Genomic DNA, 18,031 nt, shown 5'->3' with positions numbered 1-18,031 from the left:
CGGGCGAGCGCGGCGCCCCCGTCCTCGACGCGGAACTCGACGTGATCGTCCAACCCCGCCTCGGCCACTGTGCGGCGGGGGTACCCCTGGGCGTCGGTGTCGAGGCTGCCGGCCGGCTTCCGCGTTCAGCTCCCGGGTCAAGCCACCGTGCCAGAGATTTGCCAAACAAGTGCGTCACCATCTCCGCGCTGACCGACGACAGTCACCGGGAGAGACATGCGCAGCATTCCCCATCGCCTCGATAACCCCGCTCGACGACCAGGCCAAGGGCGACAACGGCCGCGACATACCCACCCGCTGACCACTGACACGTCAGCGTGGACCGCCACAGCGGCATGGGACTGACTTCTTGCGGAGTCGCGATCGCATCGGCCATCGATGGTGCGGTCGCCTCGAGCGCGACGGCGCCGGACCGGCTCCTCGAGGCCTGCGACGACCTCGGGGCGCAGATCGCCGCCTTCCTCCGCCGCCTGATCGACGAAGGCGCCGTGACCGCCGAGGACGCGGTACGGATCTCGACAACGCTGCAGGACGCGGTGGCCGACCACCTGGCTTCCGAACTCGGCAAGGGCGCCACGCCGGCGACCGATGACCCGCAGATGGTCCCGCTGCTGCGCATTCAACGATTCATCGAGCAGCGACTGGGAGACCGCGACCTGTCGCCCGCGACGATCGCCTCGGCCCATCACGTATCCCTTCGGTATCTTCAGAGGCTGTTCCAGCAGAACGGCCTGAGCGTCGCGACATGGATACGCGAACGGCGACTCGAGCGATGTCGGCGCGATCTGGCGGATCCCAAGAAAGCCAACGTACCCGTCCGCTCCATCGGCGCCTGGTGGGGCTTTCTCAGCGACGCACACTTCAACCGCGCGTTTCGCGCCGCCTACGGGGTGCCTCCGGCCACCTACCGGCAAGTGCGCAGAGGCCCGCAGCGTGCTCCGGACGGCGATTACGCCGACTCGTGCTGACAATACGATGCTGCCACAGGCGTGAATCGCCTTGGTTTCGTGGCGGCGAAAGCACCGTCATCGGCCGGGTACATGGCCATGGAGTCGCCGTCCGCGTTGAGGAGCAGCCCGCTCGACTGGAGATCGATCCCCGAGGCAGTCCGCGGTGGCTGCGCGGTTCAGGGGCGTATCACGCCGGGCACCGGACCGTCCGGCTCCCGGGCGCGCGAACAGGCGGAGCCTCGTGCGGCCTTCGTGGTTTGAAGGCACGCTATCGAAGCTCCGCCATCGGTGACCTCAGGCCCTGGCGGCTATGCCGCTAGAACCGGTTGGTCTCCGCGATGCACTCCGGGTCGTTGGCGTTGTTGATGTCGATGATGAAGTGGAACCGCCCGTAGGTCTTGTAACTCGCCGGCACGCTCAGAGCCTGGGAGGGAACGTGGGTGCCGGCACCGTTGGTCGCGTTCGGGGTCGACCATGAGTAGAGCACGGGGTCCGAGCCGGTTTTGTCTTGCTTGAGCTCGAGGATCACGTCGTTCTTGGTTGAGCCCGCCTGACCGTTGATCTGCCAGGTGAACTTGTCGATCCTGTCTCGGGCACTGCTGGAGACGTAGGTGTAGTAAACCCATCCGGACCCGCTCTTGCCGCCATCGGTGCACCCGCCAGTGGCGGAGGAGGCGTGAGCCGTGCCTGCGGTTCCGACGATGGCCGCCGTCGCCAATGCGGAAGCGAGAACGGAACTACCGACGATCTTCTTAAGCATTCTTGCTCCTCAATTAGGATTCGCACAAAATAAGATTTTTGGAGAAATGTGTTAATGCAGCTTCTTATCACCTCTCTACATAGCCGGCGATGGTCCGCAAAGGCAGGAGGAGAGCTCAGGAACGTACCGCCATGGCCTGGCCGATGAGGTCGGCTGGGAGCCATGCCACCCGCTCGTCCGGGGTGACGACGACGAGTTGTCCGTCGGAGGTGAACCGGGCAGTGGCGACCCCGTCTCGCCTCCACACGGTCCGGCCGTGGCCGTCCACGAGGACAAAAGTCTTGCCATCCGAGATACCGACATAAGGCTTAGTCGGATGTACCGTGACACTTGCTTCGGCGGAGATCTCGCGTTGCCACGACAAGCGGCCGTCCAGCCCCACTCCGTACACGATCGTCCGGGACTCGCCACGACTGCTCATCGCACGAGAGACCAGCGCCGCCGCACTCGTCCCCAGTGCGCACTCACGCGCCTCGGGTGGCGCGGGCTCCACCCGGCGCCGATCGGACGTCCCACGCATGAAGATCGTCTCTGGCCCGATCACTAGGACGGTTTCGCCATCTCCGGCTATGCAGGCGTTCGAGATGGAATCCCATGCGGTTCCTCTGCCGACCGGCTGCCAACCGTCCGCTTTACGGATGAATCTGAGAAGCCGGGCGTTCTTCGCGTTCGGCTGGCCGGTGAAGGCCAACGCGGCACTCCCGTTCGCCGACTCCACCCATTGGTAGCCGGAGTAGGGAACCTGGCGACGTTCCCCCTTCCCATCAGGCCGGATGATCTTGATCCAGGTGCGCCCACCGGCGCCTCCCTCCTCTACGACCGCGTCCTCAGGTGAGACGGCGGTCAGTACGCGCGCCCCCGGCAGGCTGGAGACGGGAAAAGGCACCGGTCCACGCTCCGTGAGCTGGAACGGCGAGACCTCCGGCACCACTGCCGCAGTCCCCTTCCCGCCCTCCACCGCGCTTGGCCGATCTGCCGCGACACCGGTCGATACGACGACCGCAGGACACTGCGCGAGGCAGACGATGTCTGTCGCCGTCTTCGAGATCTCCCGGTCCCGCCATACCCGGCCGTGAACACGGTCGAATCCGCTGATCGTCGCCGTCGCGGGATCGAAGACCAGGGCCCCACCACCATTCGCGTCCAGAACTCGCGGCGGACGCGACACCTCGACCGGGCCCGTGGCGCCTTCGCCGCCGCGGCCCGAGGAGCAACCGGTGATGAGCATGGCGATACACATCGCCAATACGAGCGCTCCACTCAGTCGCATTATTGCCCTTTCCCCATTCCCTCGGACATCGAGGCGTGGACAATAATGCCGACGAATAGGGATAGTGTCATTGATCATCCGCGCAAATACATTGACCCGCTATGCACGGCAGGGCCGCGTAAGTTTCCCGGCAATTGCGGGCGGTGGCGGGCTTGATGGCTCCGCCGGTCCCGGCATCACCCGAGCGTCAGAGGTGTGGCGTCGAGCGGGCCCACGTCGTGCTGCTGATGCTTGGCGGCCAGGCGCTCACGCTCGGCCCGCAGCCGGTGCGGCTTGGCCGAGACACCGCTCGCGTCCCAGACCAGCGGTCGCCCATCAGGGCGTCGAGAATGAGCGTGAGACGATCTGCCCGGCTGGTGGGTGGGGCTGGATGCGCAGCCGGTCGGCGAGCCGGCGGGTCAGCCGTCGCAGTTGGTCGGCGTGTTCTTCAACGGGTCGCGTGGCGGGCAGGTTGGGCGAGTCCTTCCTTGTCGGGTGGTCGGCCGAGCCGCCGTGGACAGCCGGGCATGGCGGCTCGCTCACTTGGGGGCAGCGTGGGAGAGGGTCCACGGGTGGTGCGGGTGCTCGCCGGCTGGCCGCCGCAGGTGGTCGTCGCGCTCGCCTCCGTGGACGGCGGGCGCTGGCCGCCGACGCGGATGACGTACCGCTGGACGAGTTCGACGCCGAACGGTAAGGGGCGCCACGTGATCTGGCCCGCGTGGCGGTCCAGCCTGTGCTGGATGTCTCCTGCTGGACACGGTGCCGAGGAGGCTCGCGGAGCCGACCGGGAGCCGCGGCAGTAGGAACCACATCAGACATGCCACCGCCCGGTCGTGGAGACCGGGCGGGTGGTCAGGTGCCCCGGGTGGGACTCGAACCCACACTGTGCGGGTTTTGAATCCGCTTCCTCTGCCAATTGGGATACCGAGGCGAAGATCCGGAAATATCCGGATCCGTCCTTATCGCACGGCGAAAGGGTAGCCGAAATCCATGGCCACCCACCACCGGCGTCGCTCTAATCTAGCGGACATCGGTACTCTCTTGCTCGTGAGTACGCAGCGGCGAGTGGTGATCGCGGAAGATGAGGCACTGATCCGCCTCGACCTCAAGGAGATGCTCGAGGAAGACGGCTACATCGTCGCGGGCGAGGCCGGTGACGGCGAGCGGGCGATCCAGCTGGCCACCGAGCTGAGGCCCGACCTGGTGATTCTCGACGTCAAGATGCCCGTCCTCGACGGCATCTCGGCGGCCGAGCGGATCGTGGCCGAGCGGATCGCCCCGTGCCTCATCCTGACCGCCTTCTCCCAGCGTGACCTGGTCGAGCGGGCCAGGGACGCGGGGGCCATGGCCTACCTGGTCAAGCCGTTCACCAAGGCGGACCTGGTGCCGGCGATCGAGATGGCGGTCAGCAGGCACGAGGAGATGGTGGCGCTGGCCGCCGAGGTGTCGAGCCTGTCCGACAGGCTGGAGACCCGGAAGCTGGTGGAGCGGGCCAAGGGGCAGTTGATGTCCGCGCACGGCTGGAGCGAGCCGCAGGCGTTCCGGTGGATCCAGAAGGCGTCGATGGATCGCCGGTTGAGCATGCGCGAGGTTGCCCAGATCGTTATAGACGACGCGGCGGAGCGTGGCTGAGGGGCGGCATATCACCGGATTTGCCCCCGTGGGTTGTGGCGCGATTACGAGTGGGCATCCAACCGGCCTCGGTCTCCTTCGCCCGAGGCGTCCCAGTCGCATGCTGATGGGCGGACAGAAGATCCGCTCATCTGGACGGAGACGCTTCGATGATCCGCATTTCCCGGGCGCTGGCCGCCGCCACCGCGGCGGGCCTGGCGCTGGCGGCCTGTTCCAGCGGGGGCACCACCGCCGCGCCGACCTCCGCGGGGACGGCCAGTGTTCAGCCCACAGGGCAGACCGCCAAGGGTGACGGCACGCTGACCATCGGCACGGTGCTGCCGCAGACGGGGTCGCTGGCCTATCTCGGTCCCCCCGAGTACGCCGGCGTCGACCTGGCCGTCAAGGAGATCAACGACGACGGAGGGGTGCTGGGCAAGCAGGTCGCCAAGATCCACACCGACTCGGGCGACACCACCACGAACATCGCCTCGCAGTCGGTGGACAAGCTGCTCGCGCAGAAGGCGGACGCCATCATAGGCGCCGCGTCGAGCTCGGTGTCGGAGTCGATCATCGACAAGATCACGCGGGCGGGTGTCGTGCAGTTCTCGCCGGCCAACACCTCCGACAAGTTCACCACGATCAAGGACGACGGGCTCTATTTCCGTACTGCTCCGCCGGACAAGCTACAGGGGCGGGTCCTGGGTGACCTGGTGGTGGCCGACGGCGACGACACGGTCGGCATCCTGGCCATGCAGGACTCCTACGGCACCGGTCTGGCCGACCAGGTCACCCAGACCGCCGAGGCGGGGGGCGCCAAGGTGGTCGAGCGCGTGGACTACGACCCGAAGGCCGCCGACTTCTCCGCCGACGTGGCCAAGATCAAGGCGGCGAACCCGAAGGGCATCGTGCTCATCGGCTTCGAGGAGACCGCCAAGGTCGTGGCGGAGCTCGTCAAGCAGGGCCTGACGACGGACAAGTACAAGTGGTACATGGTCGACGGCAACATGTCGAACACCAACTACCTGAAGATGCCCAAAGGCACGCTGAAGGGCGTCAAGGGCACCATCCCCGGAGCGGCGGCGCCCGAGGCGTTCCAGAAGCGGCTCCTGGCCATCAACCCGAAGCTGACCAACTACACCTATGCCGCGGAGTCGTACGACGCGGCGATCCTCATCGCGCTGGCCGCCGAGGCGGCCAAGGACGACGCGGGCACGGCGATCGGGGCCAAGCTCGTGGACGTCAGCAAGGGCGGCGAGAAGTGCAAGGACTTCGAGGCCTGCGTCGAGCTGCTCAAGGCCGGCAAGGACATCGACTACGACGGCGTGAGCGGCCCGGTCGACTTCAACGACGCCGGTGACCCGTCGGTCGCGACGATCGGCGTCTATCAGTACGGCGCCGACAACAAATACAACGCCGCCAAGGCGCTCGAATATCGCAAGGGCGACATCTCCGGGTGACGCCCCCGCAGTGACGGCCTCCGATCCGAGTATCGGGGGCCGTCGGCGATTGGGACATTACAAATGGGTAGAAACGGATTGTAAGAACTCCACATCTCCTCCCCGGTAAGGGGGAGTCTCATGATGCGCACACGCCTGCTGGCGTTGGCGGCCGCGTCCAGCCTGGCCTTGACGGCGGCTTGCGGTGGTGGCGGTGGCACGGGGGCCAAGGGGACCACGTCGGCCGTGCCGACCGCGCCGGCGGCCAAGGGTGACGGCACGCTGACCATCGGCACGCTGCTGCCGCAGACGGGGTCGCTGGCCTTCCTCGGGCCGCCCGACTTCGCGGGGGTCGACCTGGCCGTGAAGGAGATCAACGACGCCGGCGGGGTGCTCGGCAAGCCGGTGAAGAAGATCGATACGGACTCGGGCGACACGACGACGAACATCGCCTCGCAGTCGGTGGACAAGCTGCTCGCGCAGAAGGTGGACGCCATCATCGGCGCGGCGTCGTCCTCGGTGTCGGAGTCGGTGATCGACAAGATCACGGGTGCCGGGGTGGTCCAGTTCTCGCCGGCCAACACCTCGGACAAGTTCACCACGATCAAGGACAACGGGCTGTACTTCCGCACTGCTCCGCCGGACAAGCTGCAGGGCCGGGTGCTCGGCGATCTGATCGTCGCCGACGGCAACGACACGATCGGCATCCTGGCCATGCAGGACTCCTACGGCTCGGGCCTGGCCGACCAGGTCACCAAGACCGCGGAGGAGGCCGGCGCCTCGGTGGTGGCGCGGGTGGACTACGACCCGAAGGCCGCCGACTTCTCCGCCGACGTGGCCAAGATCAAGGCGGCGAACCCGAAGGCGGTCGTGCTGATCGGCTTCGAGGAGGGCGCCAAGGTCATCGCCGAACTGGTCAAGCAGGGCCTGACGAGCGACAAGGTCAAGTGGTACATGGTCGACGGGAACATGTCCAACAGCAACTACCTGAGGATGCCCAAGGGCACGCTGAAGGACGTCAAGGGCACCATTCCCGGCGCCGCGGCGCCCGACGACTTCCGGAAGAGGCTGCTGGCGGTCGATCCCAAGCTGACCAACTTCACCTACGCGGCGGAGTCGTACGACGCGGCGATCCTCATCGCGCTGGCCGCCGAGGCGGCCAAGGACGACAGCGGCCGGTCGATCGCGGCCAAGCTGCCCGATGTGAGCGGGGGCGGGGAGAAGTGCAAGAGCTTCAAGGCCTGCGTCAAGCTGCTCAAGGCCGGCAAGGACATCGACTACGACGGCGTGAGCGGTCCGGTCGAGTTCAACGCCGCCGGTGACCCGTCGATCGCCACCATCGGCATCTACCAGTACGGCGACGACAACAAGTACAACGCCACGAAGGCGATCGAGTACCGCACCGGCAAGATCGAGGGCTGAGGCTCAGCCGCCCAGACCGCACGTCTTGAGCGCGTAGGCGGTCAGCCGCTCCTGCAGTGGCTTGGGGGGCACGACGATGACCACGCGCTCGTCGCCGCCGTCGATGGTGGCCCGCACGGGGAACAGGAACGCCTTCTTGCCCTCGGCGAACGCGTGCGGGTCGCAGCGGCCAGGGGTGAGCTGGAGTGCCACTTCGGCCCGTTGCGCGCCGGCGTCCAGGGTCGCCAGCGGCTTGCTCTTCTTGACGGGCGTGGCGATGTAGTGGGTGGTGCCGCCCACGTCCTGGACGGCCACCACGCCGGTGCCGTGCCGGGTCAGGACGAGACTGCCGCGCATCACCTTGCCGACCTGCGTCCAGTCGGCGCCGAACTCGATGTCGGCCGCCTCCTTGATCAGGAACGCGGAGCACTCGTCGCGCAGCAGCCTGGTCAGCAGCGGGTCCGGGTGCGGCACCTTGAAGACCACCCTGCGCAGCGGATCGGACCCGGTGCGCAGGTGGGCCACGACCGTGGCCGGCTGGAGCGCCGGCAGGCCCTTGGGCGAGCACTTGGCCGCGCCGTAGGGGATCTGGAGGTCGGTGCGGGGGGTGCGCTTGAGGAGCGCGTCGGCCCGCTTGGGCGGAAGCGTCTGGAAGGACGGCGTGACCAGCTGGACGTCGGCGAAGTAGACCGGCGTGTCGGTGGCGTTGCGCACGGCCACCTCGATAGCGTGCACGGGTTCGTCTGAGCGCCACTGGGCCAGCGAGACGGACACACCGGCAGGAGGGTCCGGTGGCGGCGTGGCGGGCGCCTCAGAGGCACCACAGGCCGTGAGAAGGCCAGTTGGGAAGACCGCCACGAGCAGGAAGGCCGCGATGCGCTTCACTCGTTGAACATTAGGCGTGATCCTCCGTCCCTCGTAAGTTGAGGAGTGATTACGACTCCGCATCCAAGTGCCGACAGTTCTTCCTGGCGTCTGTTGAACTGGCCTTTTGTTCTGTAGCTTTCCGTCATTCGTTCGGGAACGTCGGCGGTGCTGACCTGACCCGGCCTGGAGATGAAGGAGACACTCCATGATCCGCATTGCTCCCGCAGGACGGGTGCTGGCTGTCGTGGCTGCCACGAGCCTGGCCCTGACAGCCTGCGGTGGTGGCGGCGACACCGCTGCGCCAGCCTCCTCTTCGGCTGCGCCATCAAGTGCGGCTCCGGCAGCGAAGGGCGACGGGACTTTGACCGTCGGCACGCTGCTGCCGCAGACCGGTTCGCTTGCCTTCCTCGGCCCGCCCGAGTTCGCCGGTGTTGACGCCGCTATCAAGGAAATCAACGAAGCCGGCGGCGTGCTTGGCAAGCCGGTCACCAAATATGACACCGACTCCGGTGACACCACCACGAACATCGCTTCGCAGTCGGTGGACAAGCTGCTCGCGCAGAAGGCCGACGCCATCATCGGCGCCGCGTCCTCGTCCGTGTCGGAATCGGTGATCGACAAGATCACCGGCGCTGGTGTGGTCCACTTCTCGCCGGCCAACACCTCGGACAAGTTCACCACGATCAAGGACAACGGGCTGTACTTCCGTACGGCTCCGCCGGACAAGCTGCAGGGCCGCGTGCTGGGCGACCTGATCATCGCCGACGGCAGTGACACGGTCGGCATCCTGGCCATGCAGGACTCCTACGGCACCGGCCTGGCCGACCAGGTGGCCAAGACCGTCACCGACGGTGGCGCCGAGGTCGTCGAGCGCGTGGACTACGACCCGAAGGCCGCCGACTTCTCCGCCGACGTCGCGAAGATCAAGGCGAAGAACCCGAAGGCCATCGTGCTCATCGGCTTCGAGGAGACCGCCAAGGTCATCCAGGAGCTGATCAAGCAGGGTCTGCCGGCCAGCAAGCACAAGTGGTACATGGTCGACGGCAACACCTCCAACACCAACTACGTCAAGATGCCCAAGGGCACCCTGAAGGGCGTCAAGGGCACCATCCCCGGCGCCGCCGCTCCCGAGGACTTCAAGGGCAAGCTCACGGCGGTCAACCCCAAGCTGGAGGACTTCAGCTACGCGCCTGAGTCCTACGACGCCATGAACCTGATCGCGCTGGCCGCCGAGGCCGCCAAGAGCGACGCGGGCGTGGACATCGGCGCCAAGCTGGCCGAGGTCAGCAAGGGCGGCGAGAAGTGCAACAACTTCAAGTCGTGCGCCGACCTGCTCAAGGCCGGCAAGGACATCGACTACGACGGCGTGAGCGGTCCGGTCGAGTTCAACGACGCCGGTGACCCGGCCGTGGCCACCATCGGCATCTACGAGTACGGCGCGGACAACAAGTACCCGACCAAGGCGCTCGAGTACCGCACCGGCAACATCGCCGGCTAGTCCGCAGGACACACTGATACACAGACACACCTGAGGGGCCCGATCCACTGGATCGGGCCCCTCGGCTTATTTACAGCCCGCCGTGATCTCGTCCGCGGCGACCCGGTACTCCTTCAGCAGCTTCACCTGGCGCTCGCGCGGGACATCGGCCCTGGACAGACCCGCGGTGGTGGACTCGACCGTGCGCACGGCCGCGGCCAGTGACTGGGGCAGGCGCTCGCCGAACTGGAGCGTGATGCCGCGCGCCTCCGCGAGGCGGCCGAGCACCGCGTCCTCGAAGTTCTGGGTGTCCTCCTGCCCCTTCGGTTTCAGCATGAGGCCCGCGTAGCCGATCGCGGAGACCACGCGCGCGCAGGGGTCGTCGGTGGGGTCTCCACCGGTGCTGTACTTACCGGCCGAGGCGGCGGTGTGCTGGCAGCCGACGAGGATGGGCAGCAGGAGCGCGATTGTCGCTAAACGTCTCACAGCGCTCATTAAAGAACGGCGAAGGGGCTCCTGGGGAGCCCCTTCGCCGTTCTGGAATCCTTCTAGGCCTTCGCCAGGGTCCCGAGATAGAGCTCGATCACCTTGGGGTCGTTGGCCAGCTGGCGGCCGGTGCCGGTGTAGGCGTTGCGGCCCTGGTCGAGCACATAGCCTCGATGGCAGATCTGCAGGCAGCGCCTGGCGTTCTGCTCGACCATGATGACGGTGACGCCCGCCTTGTTGATCTGCTGGGCCTGGATGAACACCAGGTCCTGCAGCATGGGCGACAGACCCGCCGACGGCTCGTCCAGCAGCAGCACCGATGGCTCGGTCATGAGCGCCCTGGCCATCGCCACCATCTGCCGCTCGCCGCCCGACAGCGAGCCGGCCCGCTGCTTGCGCCGCTCCTTGAGCGCCGGGAACAGCTCGGCGACGAACTCGAAGCGCTCCTTGAACTTGCCGGGCACCTGGAAGGCGCCCATCTCAAGGTTCTCCTCGATGGTGAGGCTGGGGAAGACGTTGTTGGTCTGCGGGACGTAGCCGACCCCGCGGGAGACCAGCGAGTGCGCCTTCATGTTCGTGATGTCCTCACCCTTCAGCACCACCGTGCCGCTGCGGATGTTGACCAGCCCGAACATGGCCTTGAGCAGCGTCGACTTGCCGGCGCCGTTGGGGCCGATGATGCCGATCAGCTCACCCTCGCCGACGTAGAGGTCGGAGCCGTTGAGGATGTTGACGCCCGGCAGGTAGCCGGCGATGAGCTCGTCGCACCGCAGCACGGCGTTCTCGGCGCCCGCCAGGTGGGCGGCGCGGTCGGTGATCGCCGCCTTCGACTCGGGCGCGGAGCCGGGCGCGGACTCGGGGACGGCGTTCACTTCTGCGTCTCCTCTTCGATCTCGGCCTCCAGCGCCGCCTCCGCCTGATGGAGCTGCTCTTCGAGCTCGCTCTCCGACAGCGGCGCGTCGTGGTGGGCGCCGAGGTAGGCGTCGATGACCCGGGCGTCGGACATGATCGTGTCCGGTGGTCCCTCGGCGATGATGGCGCCCTGGGCCATGACGATCACCCAGTCGCTGATGTCGCGGACCATGTCCATGTCGTGCTCGACGAACAGCACGGTCATGCCCTGATCGCGCAGGTCCTTGACGTGGCCGAGCAGGGACTGGGTGAGCGCCGGGTTGACGCCCGCCATGGGCTCGTCGAGCATGACCAGCTCGGGCTTGACCATGAGCGCGCGGGCCATCTCCAGCAGCTTGCGCTGGCCGCCGGACAGCGAGCCGGCGAAGTCGGCGCGCTTGGCGTCGAGCTTGAACCTGGCCAGCAGTTCCTCGGCCTGCTCGGTGATCGCGTCCTCCTGGGCGCGCCAGGCGCCGGGAAAGAGCGCCCGCCAGAAGTTCTCGCCGCGCTGGTGCTGCGCGCCGAGCCGCATGTTCTCCAGCACCGTCAGCCTGGACAGCGCCTTGGTGAGCTGGAAGGTACGGACCATGCCGGCGCGGGCCACCCGGTGGGCGGGCACGCCGCTCATGCTCTGGCCGTTGAACGTCCACTTGCCGGCGTCAGCGGTGTCGAAACCGGTGAGCTGGTTGAAGAACGTGGTCTTGCCGGCGCCGTTGGGGCCGATCAGTGCGGTGATGGAGCCGCGCTGGATCTCGACGTGCGCCACCTCGACGGCGGTCAGGCCGCCGAATCGGCGCGTGACGCCGTCGACCACGAGGATCGGGTCGGGCTTCGGCACACCAGGGTCGCGGGCCAGGTCCTTGAAGGCCGCAAGGGCCGCGGCTTTGCGCTCGGACATCGTGGTTTCAGCGGTCGACGACGTTTCAGCGGACATCGAAAGCAATCTCCCTCTTGTCACCGAAGATGCCCTGTGGCCGGAAGATGAGCAACAGGATCAGCCCTAGACCCACCAGGATGTAGCGGACCGGCCCGACCTGGATGGAGGTCATGAAGGGGATGTACCCCGCCTGAACCGCTTCACTGAGCACACCGTTGACCAGCACCAGCAGCACCCAGAAGATCATCGATCCGACGACGGGGCCGAGCACGCGGGCCGCGCCACCGAGGATCACGATGGTGTAGGCGAAGAAGGTGGTCTCGGTGCCGAAGACGTCGGGCTGCACCGAGGCGTACGCCAGTCCGTAGATGAAGCCGCCGAGGCTGCCGATGACGCCGCCCAGGATGAGCGACTGCATCTTGTAGGAGAAGACGTTCTTGCCGAGGCTGCGCACGGCGTCCTCGTCCTCGCGGATGGCCTTGAGGACGCGGCCCCACGGGCTGCGCATGAGCAGGTAGACGATGCCGCACGACAGGGCGACCAGCACCCAGCCGACGAGCATGATCCACAGCAGCCGGTGGTTGAAGGTGAACCAGCCGATGCCGTACTCGCCCTCCGGGAAGGGGTTGAGCGCGTAGAAGCCGTCGGAGAAGCCGCGCTGGCCGTCGGAGCCGCCGAAGACGTCCTTGAACTGCACCGAACGGAAGACGAGCCGGACGATCTCGGCCGCCGCGATGGTGACGATGGCCAGGTAGTCGGCCCGCAGGCGGAGTGTGGGCGCACCCAGGAGCAGGGCCAGGAGCACCGCGGCGATGAGGCCGACCGCGATGCCGACCCAGAAGGGCAGGTTCAGGACGGTGACCGTGACGGCCAGGCCGTAGCCCGCGACGCCCATGAACGCCGCCTGCCCGAAGTTGAGCAGGCCCGTGTAGCCGAAGTGGATGTTGATGCCGATCGCGGCGAGCGCGTAGAGCACCGTCTCGACGCCGATGGCGGACTTGACGGTGGTGCTGATGATCGTGATCCAGTCCATGTGACTCCCCCCGTCAGCCGATCCGCTCTCGGCGGCCCAGGATGCCCTGTGGCCGGAAGAGGAGCACGATGATGAGTACGGCCAGCGCGCCGACGCTCTTGAGCTCTGGCGGCACCCAGAGCGTGGAGACCTGGATGAACAGGCCGACCACGAGGGAGCCCACCAGGGCGCCGAACGCCGTGCCGAGCCCGCCGAGCGTCACACCGGCGAAGATGAGCAGCAGGATGTCCTGGCCCATGGTGTATTTCAGGTTCTGCGACAGGCCGAGCATGATGCCGGCCAGCGCGGCGATGGCGCCGCCGGTGGTCCAGATGATGCGGATGACCCGGTCGACGTTGATGCCCGAGGAGGCGGCCAGCGCCGGGTTGTCGGCGACCGCGCGGGCCGCCTTGCCGGTGCGGGTGCGCAGCAGTGCGAAGCCGACGATGATGAGGACCAGCAGCTCGATGCCCATCGCGACGAAGTTCTTGGGCGCCGCGGAGATCGGGCCGATCTCGATGCCCGGCTGCGCGGTGTACTGGGCGAACGACTCGTTCTGGCCACCGAACAGGATCAGGAAGACATAGCGCAGGAAGAGCGCCACGCCGATCGAGATGATCATCATGGCGATGGTGCCGGTGCCGCGCCTGCGCAGTTGCCCCCAGAAGAACCGGTCCTGAAGGTAACCGAGCGCGCCTCCGGCGATCACCGCGATCACCGCGGCCGGGATCAGATGCAGGCCGAAGGTCACGTTGAACAGGTAGGCGAGCAGCGCGCCCAGCGTGACCAGCTCACCATGGGCGAAGTTGGTCAGGCCGGTGGTGCCGTAGATCAGCGAGAGGCCGAGCGCGGCCAGCGCGATGATCAGGCCGAGGTTCAGGCCCTCGAAGGTGAGCTGCGCCGCCTGATCCAAGAAGGGACTGGACTCGGCGCCCTCCTCCGGTTGGCCCGCGGCGCCCTTGGGCTGCAGGGCGAACAGGACGGTGGACACGTTGCCGGAGAAGACGGTCGGGGTGCGGACGGCGTTGCCGCCGCGGACCATCGCGTTCTGCGGAAGCGTCTTGACATCCAGCGTGACCTTGTATTTTCCCGGTTTGTCAATCGGGACTACCCACGCGCCCTGGGCGTTGCTTGTAACCTCCTTGACGGGTTGTCCGCCTTCGGTGGTCACGACGATTTTCACGCCGTTCACTGGTTGGCCTTGGAGTTTGAGTGTCCCTCTCAGACCCTGATCGGGGGCCGCCGCCTGGGCGGGGACCGCGAGCAGGAAGATGAGTCCACCCAGGAAGGCCGTGAACGCGATCACGGCTCTGCGCAATGGTGCTCCCTCAAAATAGGTCAAGGCGGGGTTGTGCCCCTCCATCTCGACACGTGGGCATCGCAGGCACAACAACAGGCATGCAATGGCGGGAGCTTATTCTGGTCGCGCCCGGTTCAGGGTCGTTCGTCACCAATTAGTGACACGTGCGTGTCGCTGATGTGAGGAAACAAGACGCCAGGTCAGGGGCTAAATCCCACTAGACGCCTGGCGGTTCCGGGCGCGAATGCGCAACGATCGCTGCAGAACGTGAACGAGCCCGCGGAAGGGGACCTTTGGGACCATGTAGGGCTTCCCCGGCCTTACACGTTATCTACTCGGCCTCCCCCGCGGGCTCCGCTCGGACGAGCGTAGCGACCCACGGGGCTCGTGTGCAAAGAGAGACGTAAAGTCGCGTGGCGTTCAGCGATCGCGCAGCATGCAGGTCAGCCGGGAGGTGCACACGCGCCGCCCCTGCTCGTCGGTGATCTCGATCTCGTACGTGGCGATCGAGCGCCCGCCGTGCAACTGGGTCGCCACGCCGGTGACGAAGCCGGAGGTGGCCGATCGGTGATGGGTGGCGTTGATCTCGATGCCGACCGCCATGCGGTCCGCGCCCGCGTGGACGGCCGCGCCGGTCGAGCCCAGCGTCTCGGCGAGCACCGCCGACGCACCGCCGTGCAGCAGGCCGTACGGCTGGGTGTTGCCCGCGACCGGCATCCGGGCGACGACCCGCTCCGCGCTGACCTCGACGAACTCGATGCCCATCCGGTGGGGGAGCGTGCCTTCGTATACGGCGTTCAACGCCGGGAAATCGGCCGGGTCGATCCGCGTCAAGGGGAGTCCTCCAGTCTTTCGAGCTCAGGTTTTCTGTCGGAGATGGAGACTAGGCTGCTGGTGTGCCGAAGAGTGAAGTGACCCCTAGCCGCCCGTGCCTGTTGCTGCTCGACGGGCATTCCCTGGCCTACCGCGCGTTCTACGCGCTCAAGGACGCCAACCTCATGACCACCGACGGTCAGCACACCGAGGCGGTCTACGGGTTCACCTCGATGTTGACCAACATCCTGCGCGACGAGCAGCCGTCGCACGTGGCCGTGGCGTTCGACCGGTCGGAGCCGACGTTCCGCCACGAGGAATACGCCGAATACAAGGCCAACAGGAGCGAGACCCCCGAAGACTTCCGGGGCCAGATGCAGCTCATCTACGAGCTCCTCGCCACGCTGCGCATCCCGCACCTGTCCAAGGCCGGGTTCGAGGCAGACGACCTCATCGCCACGCTCGCCACCCGCGCCAGCGCCCAGGACATGAACGTGCTGATCGTCACCGGCGACCGCGACGCGCTCCAGCTGGTCGACGAGCAGGTCACGGTCCTGATGACGCGCCGCGGCATCAGCGACATGACCAGGTTCACGCCCGAGGCCGTCGAGGAGAAGTACGGCCTGACCCCGGTCCAATACCCCGACTTCGCGGCGCTCCGCGGCGACCCCAGCGACAACCTGCTCAGCATCCCCAGCGTCGGCGAGAAGACCGCCGCCAAGTGGGTGCGCGAGTTCGGCTCGCTGACCGCGCTGGTCGACCGGGTCGACGAGGTCAAGGGCAAGGTCGGCGACAAGCTGCGCGAGCACGTCGCCCAGGTGCTGATGAACCGCCGGCTCACCGAGCTGCTGCGCGAGGTCCCGCTCGAGGTCGAGCTGGGCGACCTCAAGCAGGGCGTCTGGGAGCGCGAAGAGGTCAACAAGCTCTTCGACACGCTGCAGATCCGCGGCGAGCTGCGTGAGCGCGTCTTCAAGGTGCTCGGCACCGGCGAGCAGGAGCCCGACCAGGGCTTCGAGGTCGAGACCATCATCCTCGGCCCCGACCGCGTCGCGGGCTGGCTGGCCGCGCTGCCGGCCGGCCGGGCGGGCCTCGCCTTCAAGGGCGCCTACGGCAGCGGCACCGGGCGCATCGACGGCATCGCGATCGCCTCGCCCGACGGCACGGCCGCCCACATCGACCCGGTCAAGCTCACCGAGTCCGACGAGGGCGCGCTGCGGGCCTGGCTGGGCGACGCCGACAGGCCCAAGGCCGTCCACGACGCCAAGGGCCCCATCCTCGCGCTCTGGGCGCAGGGCATGAGCCTCAAGGGCCTGACCTGCGACACGGCTCTGGCGGCCTACCTGGCGATGCCCGGCCAGCGCACGTTCGCCCTCGAAGACCTGGCCCGGCGCTACCTCAACCGCGACCTGCGCGCCGAGGAGGAGCCCAGCGGGCAGGCCACGCTGTTCGGCGACGACGAGGACGCCCCCGCCAAGGACCTGGCGCTGCGCGCCCATGCCGTGCGCGAGCTGGCCGAGGCGCTGGAGACCTTCCTGACGGGCCGCGGCGGCACCCAGCTCATGACCGACGTGGAGCTCCCGCTGCTGACCGTGCTGGCGGAGATCGAGCGCGCCGGCATCGCCGTCGACAGCGCATACTTCACCGCTCTGGAGGCCGAGTTCGGCGCGGCGGTCAAGCACGCGGTAGAGGAGGCGCACCGGGCCGTCGGCGAGCAGTTCAACCTGGGCTCGCCCAAGCAGCTGCAGGAGATCCTCTTCACCAGGCTCAACCTGCCCAAGACGAAGAAGATCAAGACCGGCTACAGCACCGACGCCGACCAGCTCGCCTGGCTGGCCACGCAGACCGAGCACGAGCTGCCGATCATCATGCTGCGCCACCGCGACCAGACCAAGCTGCGCACCACCGTCGAGGGCCTGATCAAGGAGATCGCCGACGACGGGCGGATCCACACCACGTTCAACCAGATCATCGCGGCCACGGGTCGTCTGTCGTCGGAGAAGCCCAACCTCCAGAACATCCCGATCCGCACCTCCGAGGGCCGCCGCATCCGGCAGGGCTTCGTGGTCGGCGAGGGCTACGAGACGCTGCTCACGGCCGACTACAGCCAGATCGAGCTGCGCATCATGGCCCACCTGTCGGGTGACGAGGCGCTGATCGCGTCCTTCGAGTCGGGCCACGACTTCCACCAGGCCACCGCGGCCCGGGTGTTCGACCTGCCGCCCGAGCAGATCGACGGCGAGCTGCGGGCCCGCATCAAGGCGATGAACTACGGCCTCGCCTACGGCCTGTCCGACTTCGGGCTGTCCGGGCAGCTCAACATCCCGGTGGCCGAGGCGCGGGCGCTCAAGGAGGAATACTTCCAGGAGTTCGGCGGGGTCCGCGACTTCCTGCACGCCATCGTCCAGCAGGCGCGCACCGACGGCTACACCGAGACCATCATGGGCCGGCGCCGCTACCTGCCCGACCTGACCAGCGACAACCGGCAGCGCCGCGAGATGGCCGAGCGCATGGCGCTCAACGCGCCCATCCAGGGCTCGGCGGCCGACATCATCAAGGTGGCCATGCTCAACGTCTCCCAGGCGATGCGCGCGGAGGGACTGGGCTCCCGGATGCTGCTCCAGGTCCACGACGAGCTGGTGTTCGAGGTGGCTCCCGGCGAGCTCGACCGGCTCAGGGGGCTCGTTTGCGACCAGATGAACGCGGCCTACCACCTGCGGGTCCCGCTGGAGGTCTCCGTGGGGGTCGGCCGCACCTGGGAGGACGCGGGCCACTGACGGGCCGCTTAAGGGGCGTCTCGTTCCGCCCCGCCGTACTTCTGGTCCGCCGTACCGGACGTTTATCGCCGTACGCCGGGGCAGATCGATCTCCGTACGGTGGGGCGGCCGGCGGCCCGGCGCC

Annotated in this window: 17 protein-coding genes and 1 tRNA gene; 7 read left to right on the top strand and 11 right to left on the bottom strand. The window is 67.4% G+C overall.

The window, feature by feature from the left end; genetic code table 11:
• The first annotated feature begins 317 nt into the window (after positions 1 to 317).
• Positions 318 to 968 (top strand): helix-turn-helix domain-containing protein, encoded by a 651-nt coding sequence (locus ACGFNP_RS08685; RefSeq protein ID WP_393316317.1) that lies wholly within the window; start codon positions 318 to 320, stop codon positions 966 to 968.
• A 298-nt stretch (positions 969 to 1,266) separates the two neighbouring features.
• Here ACGFNP_RS08685 and ACGFNP_RS08680 read toward each other — a convergent pair whose 3' ends face one another.
• From ACGFNP_RS08680 to ACGFNP_RS08670, 3 genes are all read right to left on the bottom strand, one after another.
• Entirely contained in the window at positions 1,267 to 1,710 is a 444-nt protein-coding gene (locus tag ACGFNP_RS08680; protein WP_358318626.1) for a hypothetical protein, read from the bottom strand.
• A gap of 115 nt (positions 1,711 to 1,825) precedes the next feature.
• Positions 1,826 to 2,938, bottom strand: coding sequence for a hypothetical protein (locus tag ACGFNP_RS08675; protein ID WP_393316313.1), 1,113 nt, complete (start codon positions 2,936 to 2,938; stop codon positions 1,826 to 1,828).
• Between the two features lie 357 nt (positions 2,939 to 3,295).
• Positions 3,296 to 3,502: a hypothetical protein gene (locus ACGFNP_RS08670; protein ID WP_393316310.1), complete on the bottom strand. Its 207-nt coding sequence runs from the start codon at positions 3,500 to 3,502 to the stop codon at positions 3,296 to 3,298.
• A gap of 11 nt (positions 3,503 to 3,513) precedes the next feature.
• On the opposite strand from ACGFNP_RS08670, the gene ACGFNP_RS08665 reads away from it, so the two are divergent.
• On the top strand, positions 3,514 to 3,762 hold the full coding sequence (locus tag ACGFNP_RS08665; RefSeq protein WP_393316307.1) for a hypothetical protein: 249 nt from the start codon (positions 3,514 to 3,516) through the stop codon (positions 3,760 to 3,762).
• A gap of 54 nt (positions 3,763 to 3,816) precedes the next feature.
• Here the strand turns inward: ACGFNP_RS08665 and ACGFNP_RS08660 are convergent.
• Positions 3,817 to 3,890 (bottom strand) — tRNA-Leu (locus ACGFNP_RS08660).
• Between the two features lie 134 nt (positions 3,891 to 4,024).
• Between ACGFNP_RS08660 and ACGFNP_RS08655 the strand changes: the two genes are divergently transcribed.
• The 3 genes from ACGFNP_RS08655 to ACGFNP_RS08645 all read left to right on the top strand — a co-directional run bounded on the left by ACGFNP_RS08655 (position 4,025) and on the right by ACGFNP_RS08645 (position 7,431).
• A complete protein-coding gene (locus ACGFNP_RS08655) occupies positions 4,025 to 4,591 on the top strand; it encodes an ANTAR domain-containing response regulator (RefSeq protein ID WP_219533667.1) in 567 nt (188 codons plus the stop codon).
• Between the two features lie 149 nt (positions 4,592 to 4,740).
• Positions 4,741 to 6,030, top strand: coding sequence for an ABC transporter substrate-binding protein (locus tag ACGFNP_RS08650; protein ID WP_393316304.1), 1,290 nt, complete (start codon positions 4,741 to 4,743; stop codon positions 6,028 to 6,030).
• 120 nt (positions 6,031 to 6,150) lie between these two features.
• Positions 6,151 to 7,431, top strand: a complete 1,281-nt coding sequence (locus ACGFNP_RS08645; protein ID WP_393316301.1) for an ABC transporter substrate-binding protein — start codon at positions 6,151 to 6,153, stop codon at positions 7,429 to 7,431.
• A gap of 3 nt (positions 7,432 to 7,434) precedes the next feature.
• Here the strand turns inward: ACGFNP_RS08645 and ACGFNP_RS08640 are convergent, their stop codons facing one another.
• Positions 7,435 to 8,295, bottom strand: a complete 861-nt coding sequence (locus ACGFNP_RS08640) for a hypothetical protein (protein ID WP_393316298.1) — start codon at positions 8,293 to 8,295, stop codon at positions 7,435 to 7,437.
• Positions 8,296 to 8,638: 343 nt separating this feature from the next.
• On the opposite strand from ACGFNP_RS08640, the gene ACGFNP_RS08635 reads away from it, so the two are divergent.
• Positions 8,639 to 9,775 (top strand): ABC transporter substrate-binding protein, encoded by a 1,137-nt coding sequence (locus tag ACGFNP_RS08635; RefSeq protein ID WP_358318633.1) that lies wholly within the window; start codon positions 8,639 to 8,641, stop codon positions 9,773 to 9,775.
• Positions 9,776 to 9,841: 66 nt separating this feature from the next.
• Here the strand turns inward: ACGFNP_RS08635 and ACGFNP_RS08630 are convergent, their stop codons facing one another.
• The 6 genes from ACGFNP_RS08630 to ACGFNP_RS08605 all read right to left on the bottom strand — a co-directional run bounded on the left by ACGFNP_RS08630 (position 9,842) and on the right by ACGFNP_RS08605 (position 15,085).
• Positions 9,842 to 10,240 carry a hypothetical protein gene (locus ACGFNP_RS08630; protein WP_393316295.1) on the bottom strand — a complete coding sequence of 133 codons (399 nt, stop codon included), beginning with the start codon at positions 10,238 to 10,240 and terminating at the stop codon, positions 9,842 to 9,844.
• Between the two features lie 62 nt (positions 10,241 to 10,302).
• On the bottom strand, positions 10,303 to 11,112 hold the full coding sequence (locus ACGFNP_RS08625) for an ABC transporter ATP-binding protein (protein WP_393316292.1): 810 nt from the start codon (positions 11,110 to 11,112) through the stop codon (positions 10,303 to 10,305).
• Entirely contained in the window at positions 11,109 to 12,029 is a 921-nt protein-coding gene (locus tag ACGFNP_RS08620; RefSeq protein ID WP_358319185.1) for an ABC transporter ATP-binding protein, read from the bottom strand. Before ACGFNP_RS08620 ends, ACGFNP_RS08625 begins: the two co-directional genes overlap by 4 nt.
• Positions 12,030 to 12,054: 25 nt before the next feature.
• A complete protein-coding gene (locus ACGFNP_RS08615) occupies positions 12,055 to 13,041 on the bottom strand; it encodes a branched-chain amino acid ABC transporter permease (RefSeq protein WP_358318635.1) in 987 nt (328 codons plus the stop codon).
• Between the two features lie 13 nt (positions 13,042 to 13,054).
• A complete protein-coding gene (locus ACGFNP_RS08610; protein WP_358318636.1) occupies positions 13,055 to 14,338 on the bottom strand; it encodes a branched-chain amino acid ABC transporter permease in 1,284 nt (427 codons plus the stop codon).
• 402 nt (positions 14,339 to 14,740) lie between these two features.
• Positions 14,741 to 15,085 (bottom strand): hotdog fold thioesterase, encoded by a 345-nt coding sequence (locus tag ACGFNP_RS08605; protein ID WP_358319187.1) that lies wholly within the window; start codon positions 15,083 to 15,085, stop codon positions 14,741 to 14,743.
• Positions 15,086 to 15,216: 131 nt separating this feature from the next.
• Here ACGFNP_RS08605 and polA point away from each other — a divergent pair, with 131 nt between their 5' ends.
• The gene (gene polA / locus ACGFNP_RS08600) at positions 15,217 to 17,907 is read left to right on the top strand and encodes a DNA polymerase I (protein WP_393316288.1); all 2,691 of its coding nucleotides are present in this window, start codon (positions 15,217 to 15,219) and stop codon (positions 17,905 to 17,907) included.
• Positions 17,908 to 18,031 lie beyond the last annotated feature (124 nt).

The organism is Nonomuraea sp. NPDC049269 (assembly GCF_043197155.1).
Classification (GTDB): domain Bacteria; phylum Actinomycetota; class Actinomycetes; order Streptosporangiales; family Streptosporangiaceae; genus Nonomuraea.
This window is presented reverse-complemented; position numbering and strand designations above follow the sequence as displayed.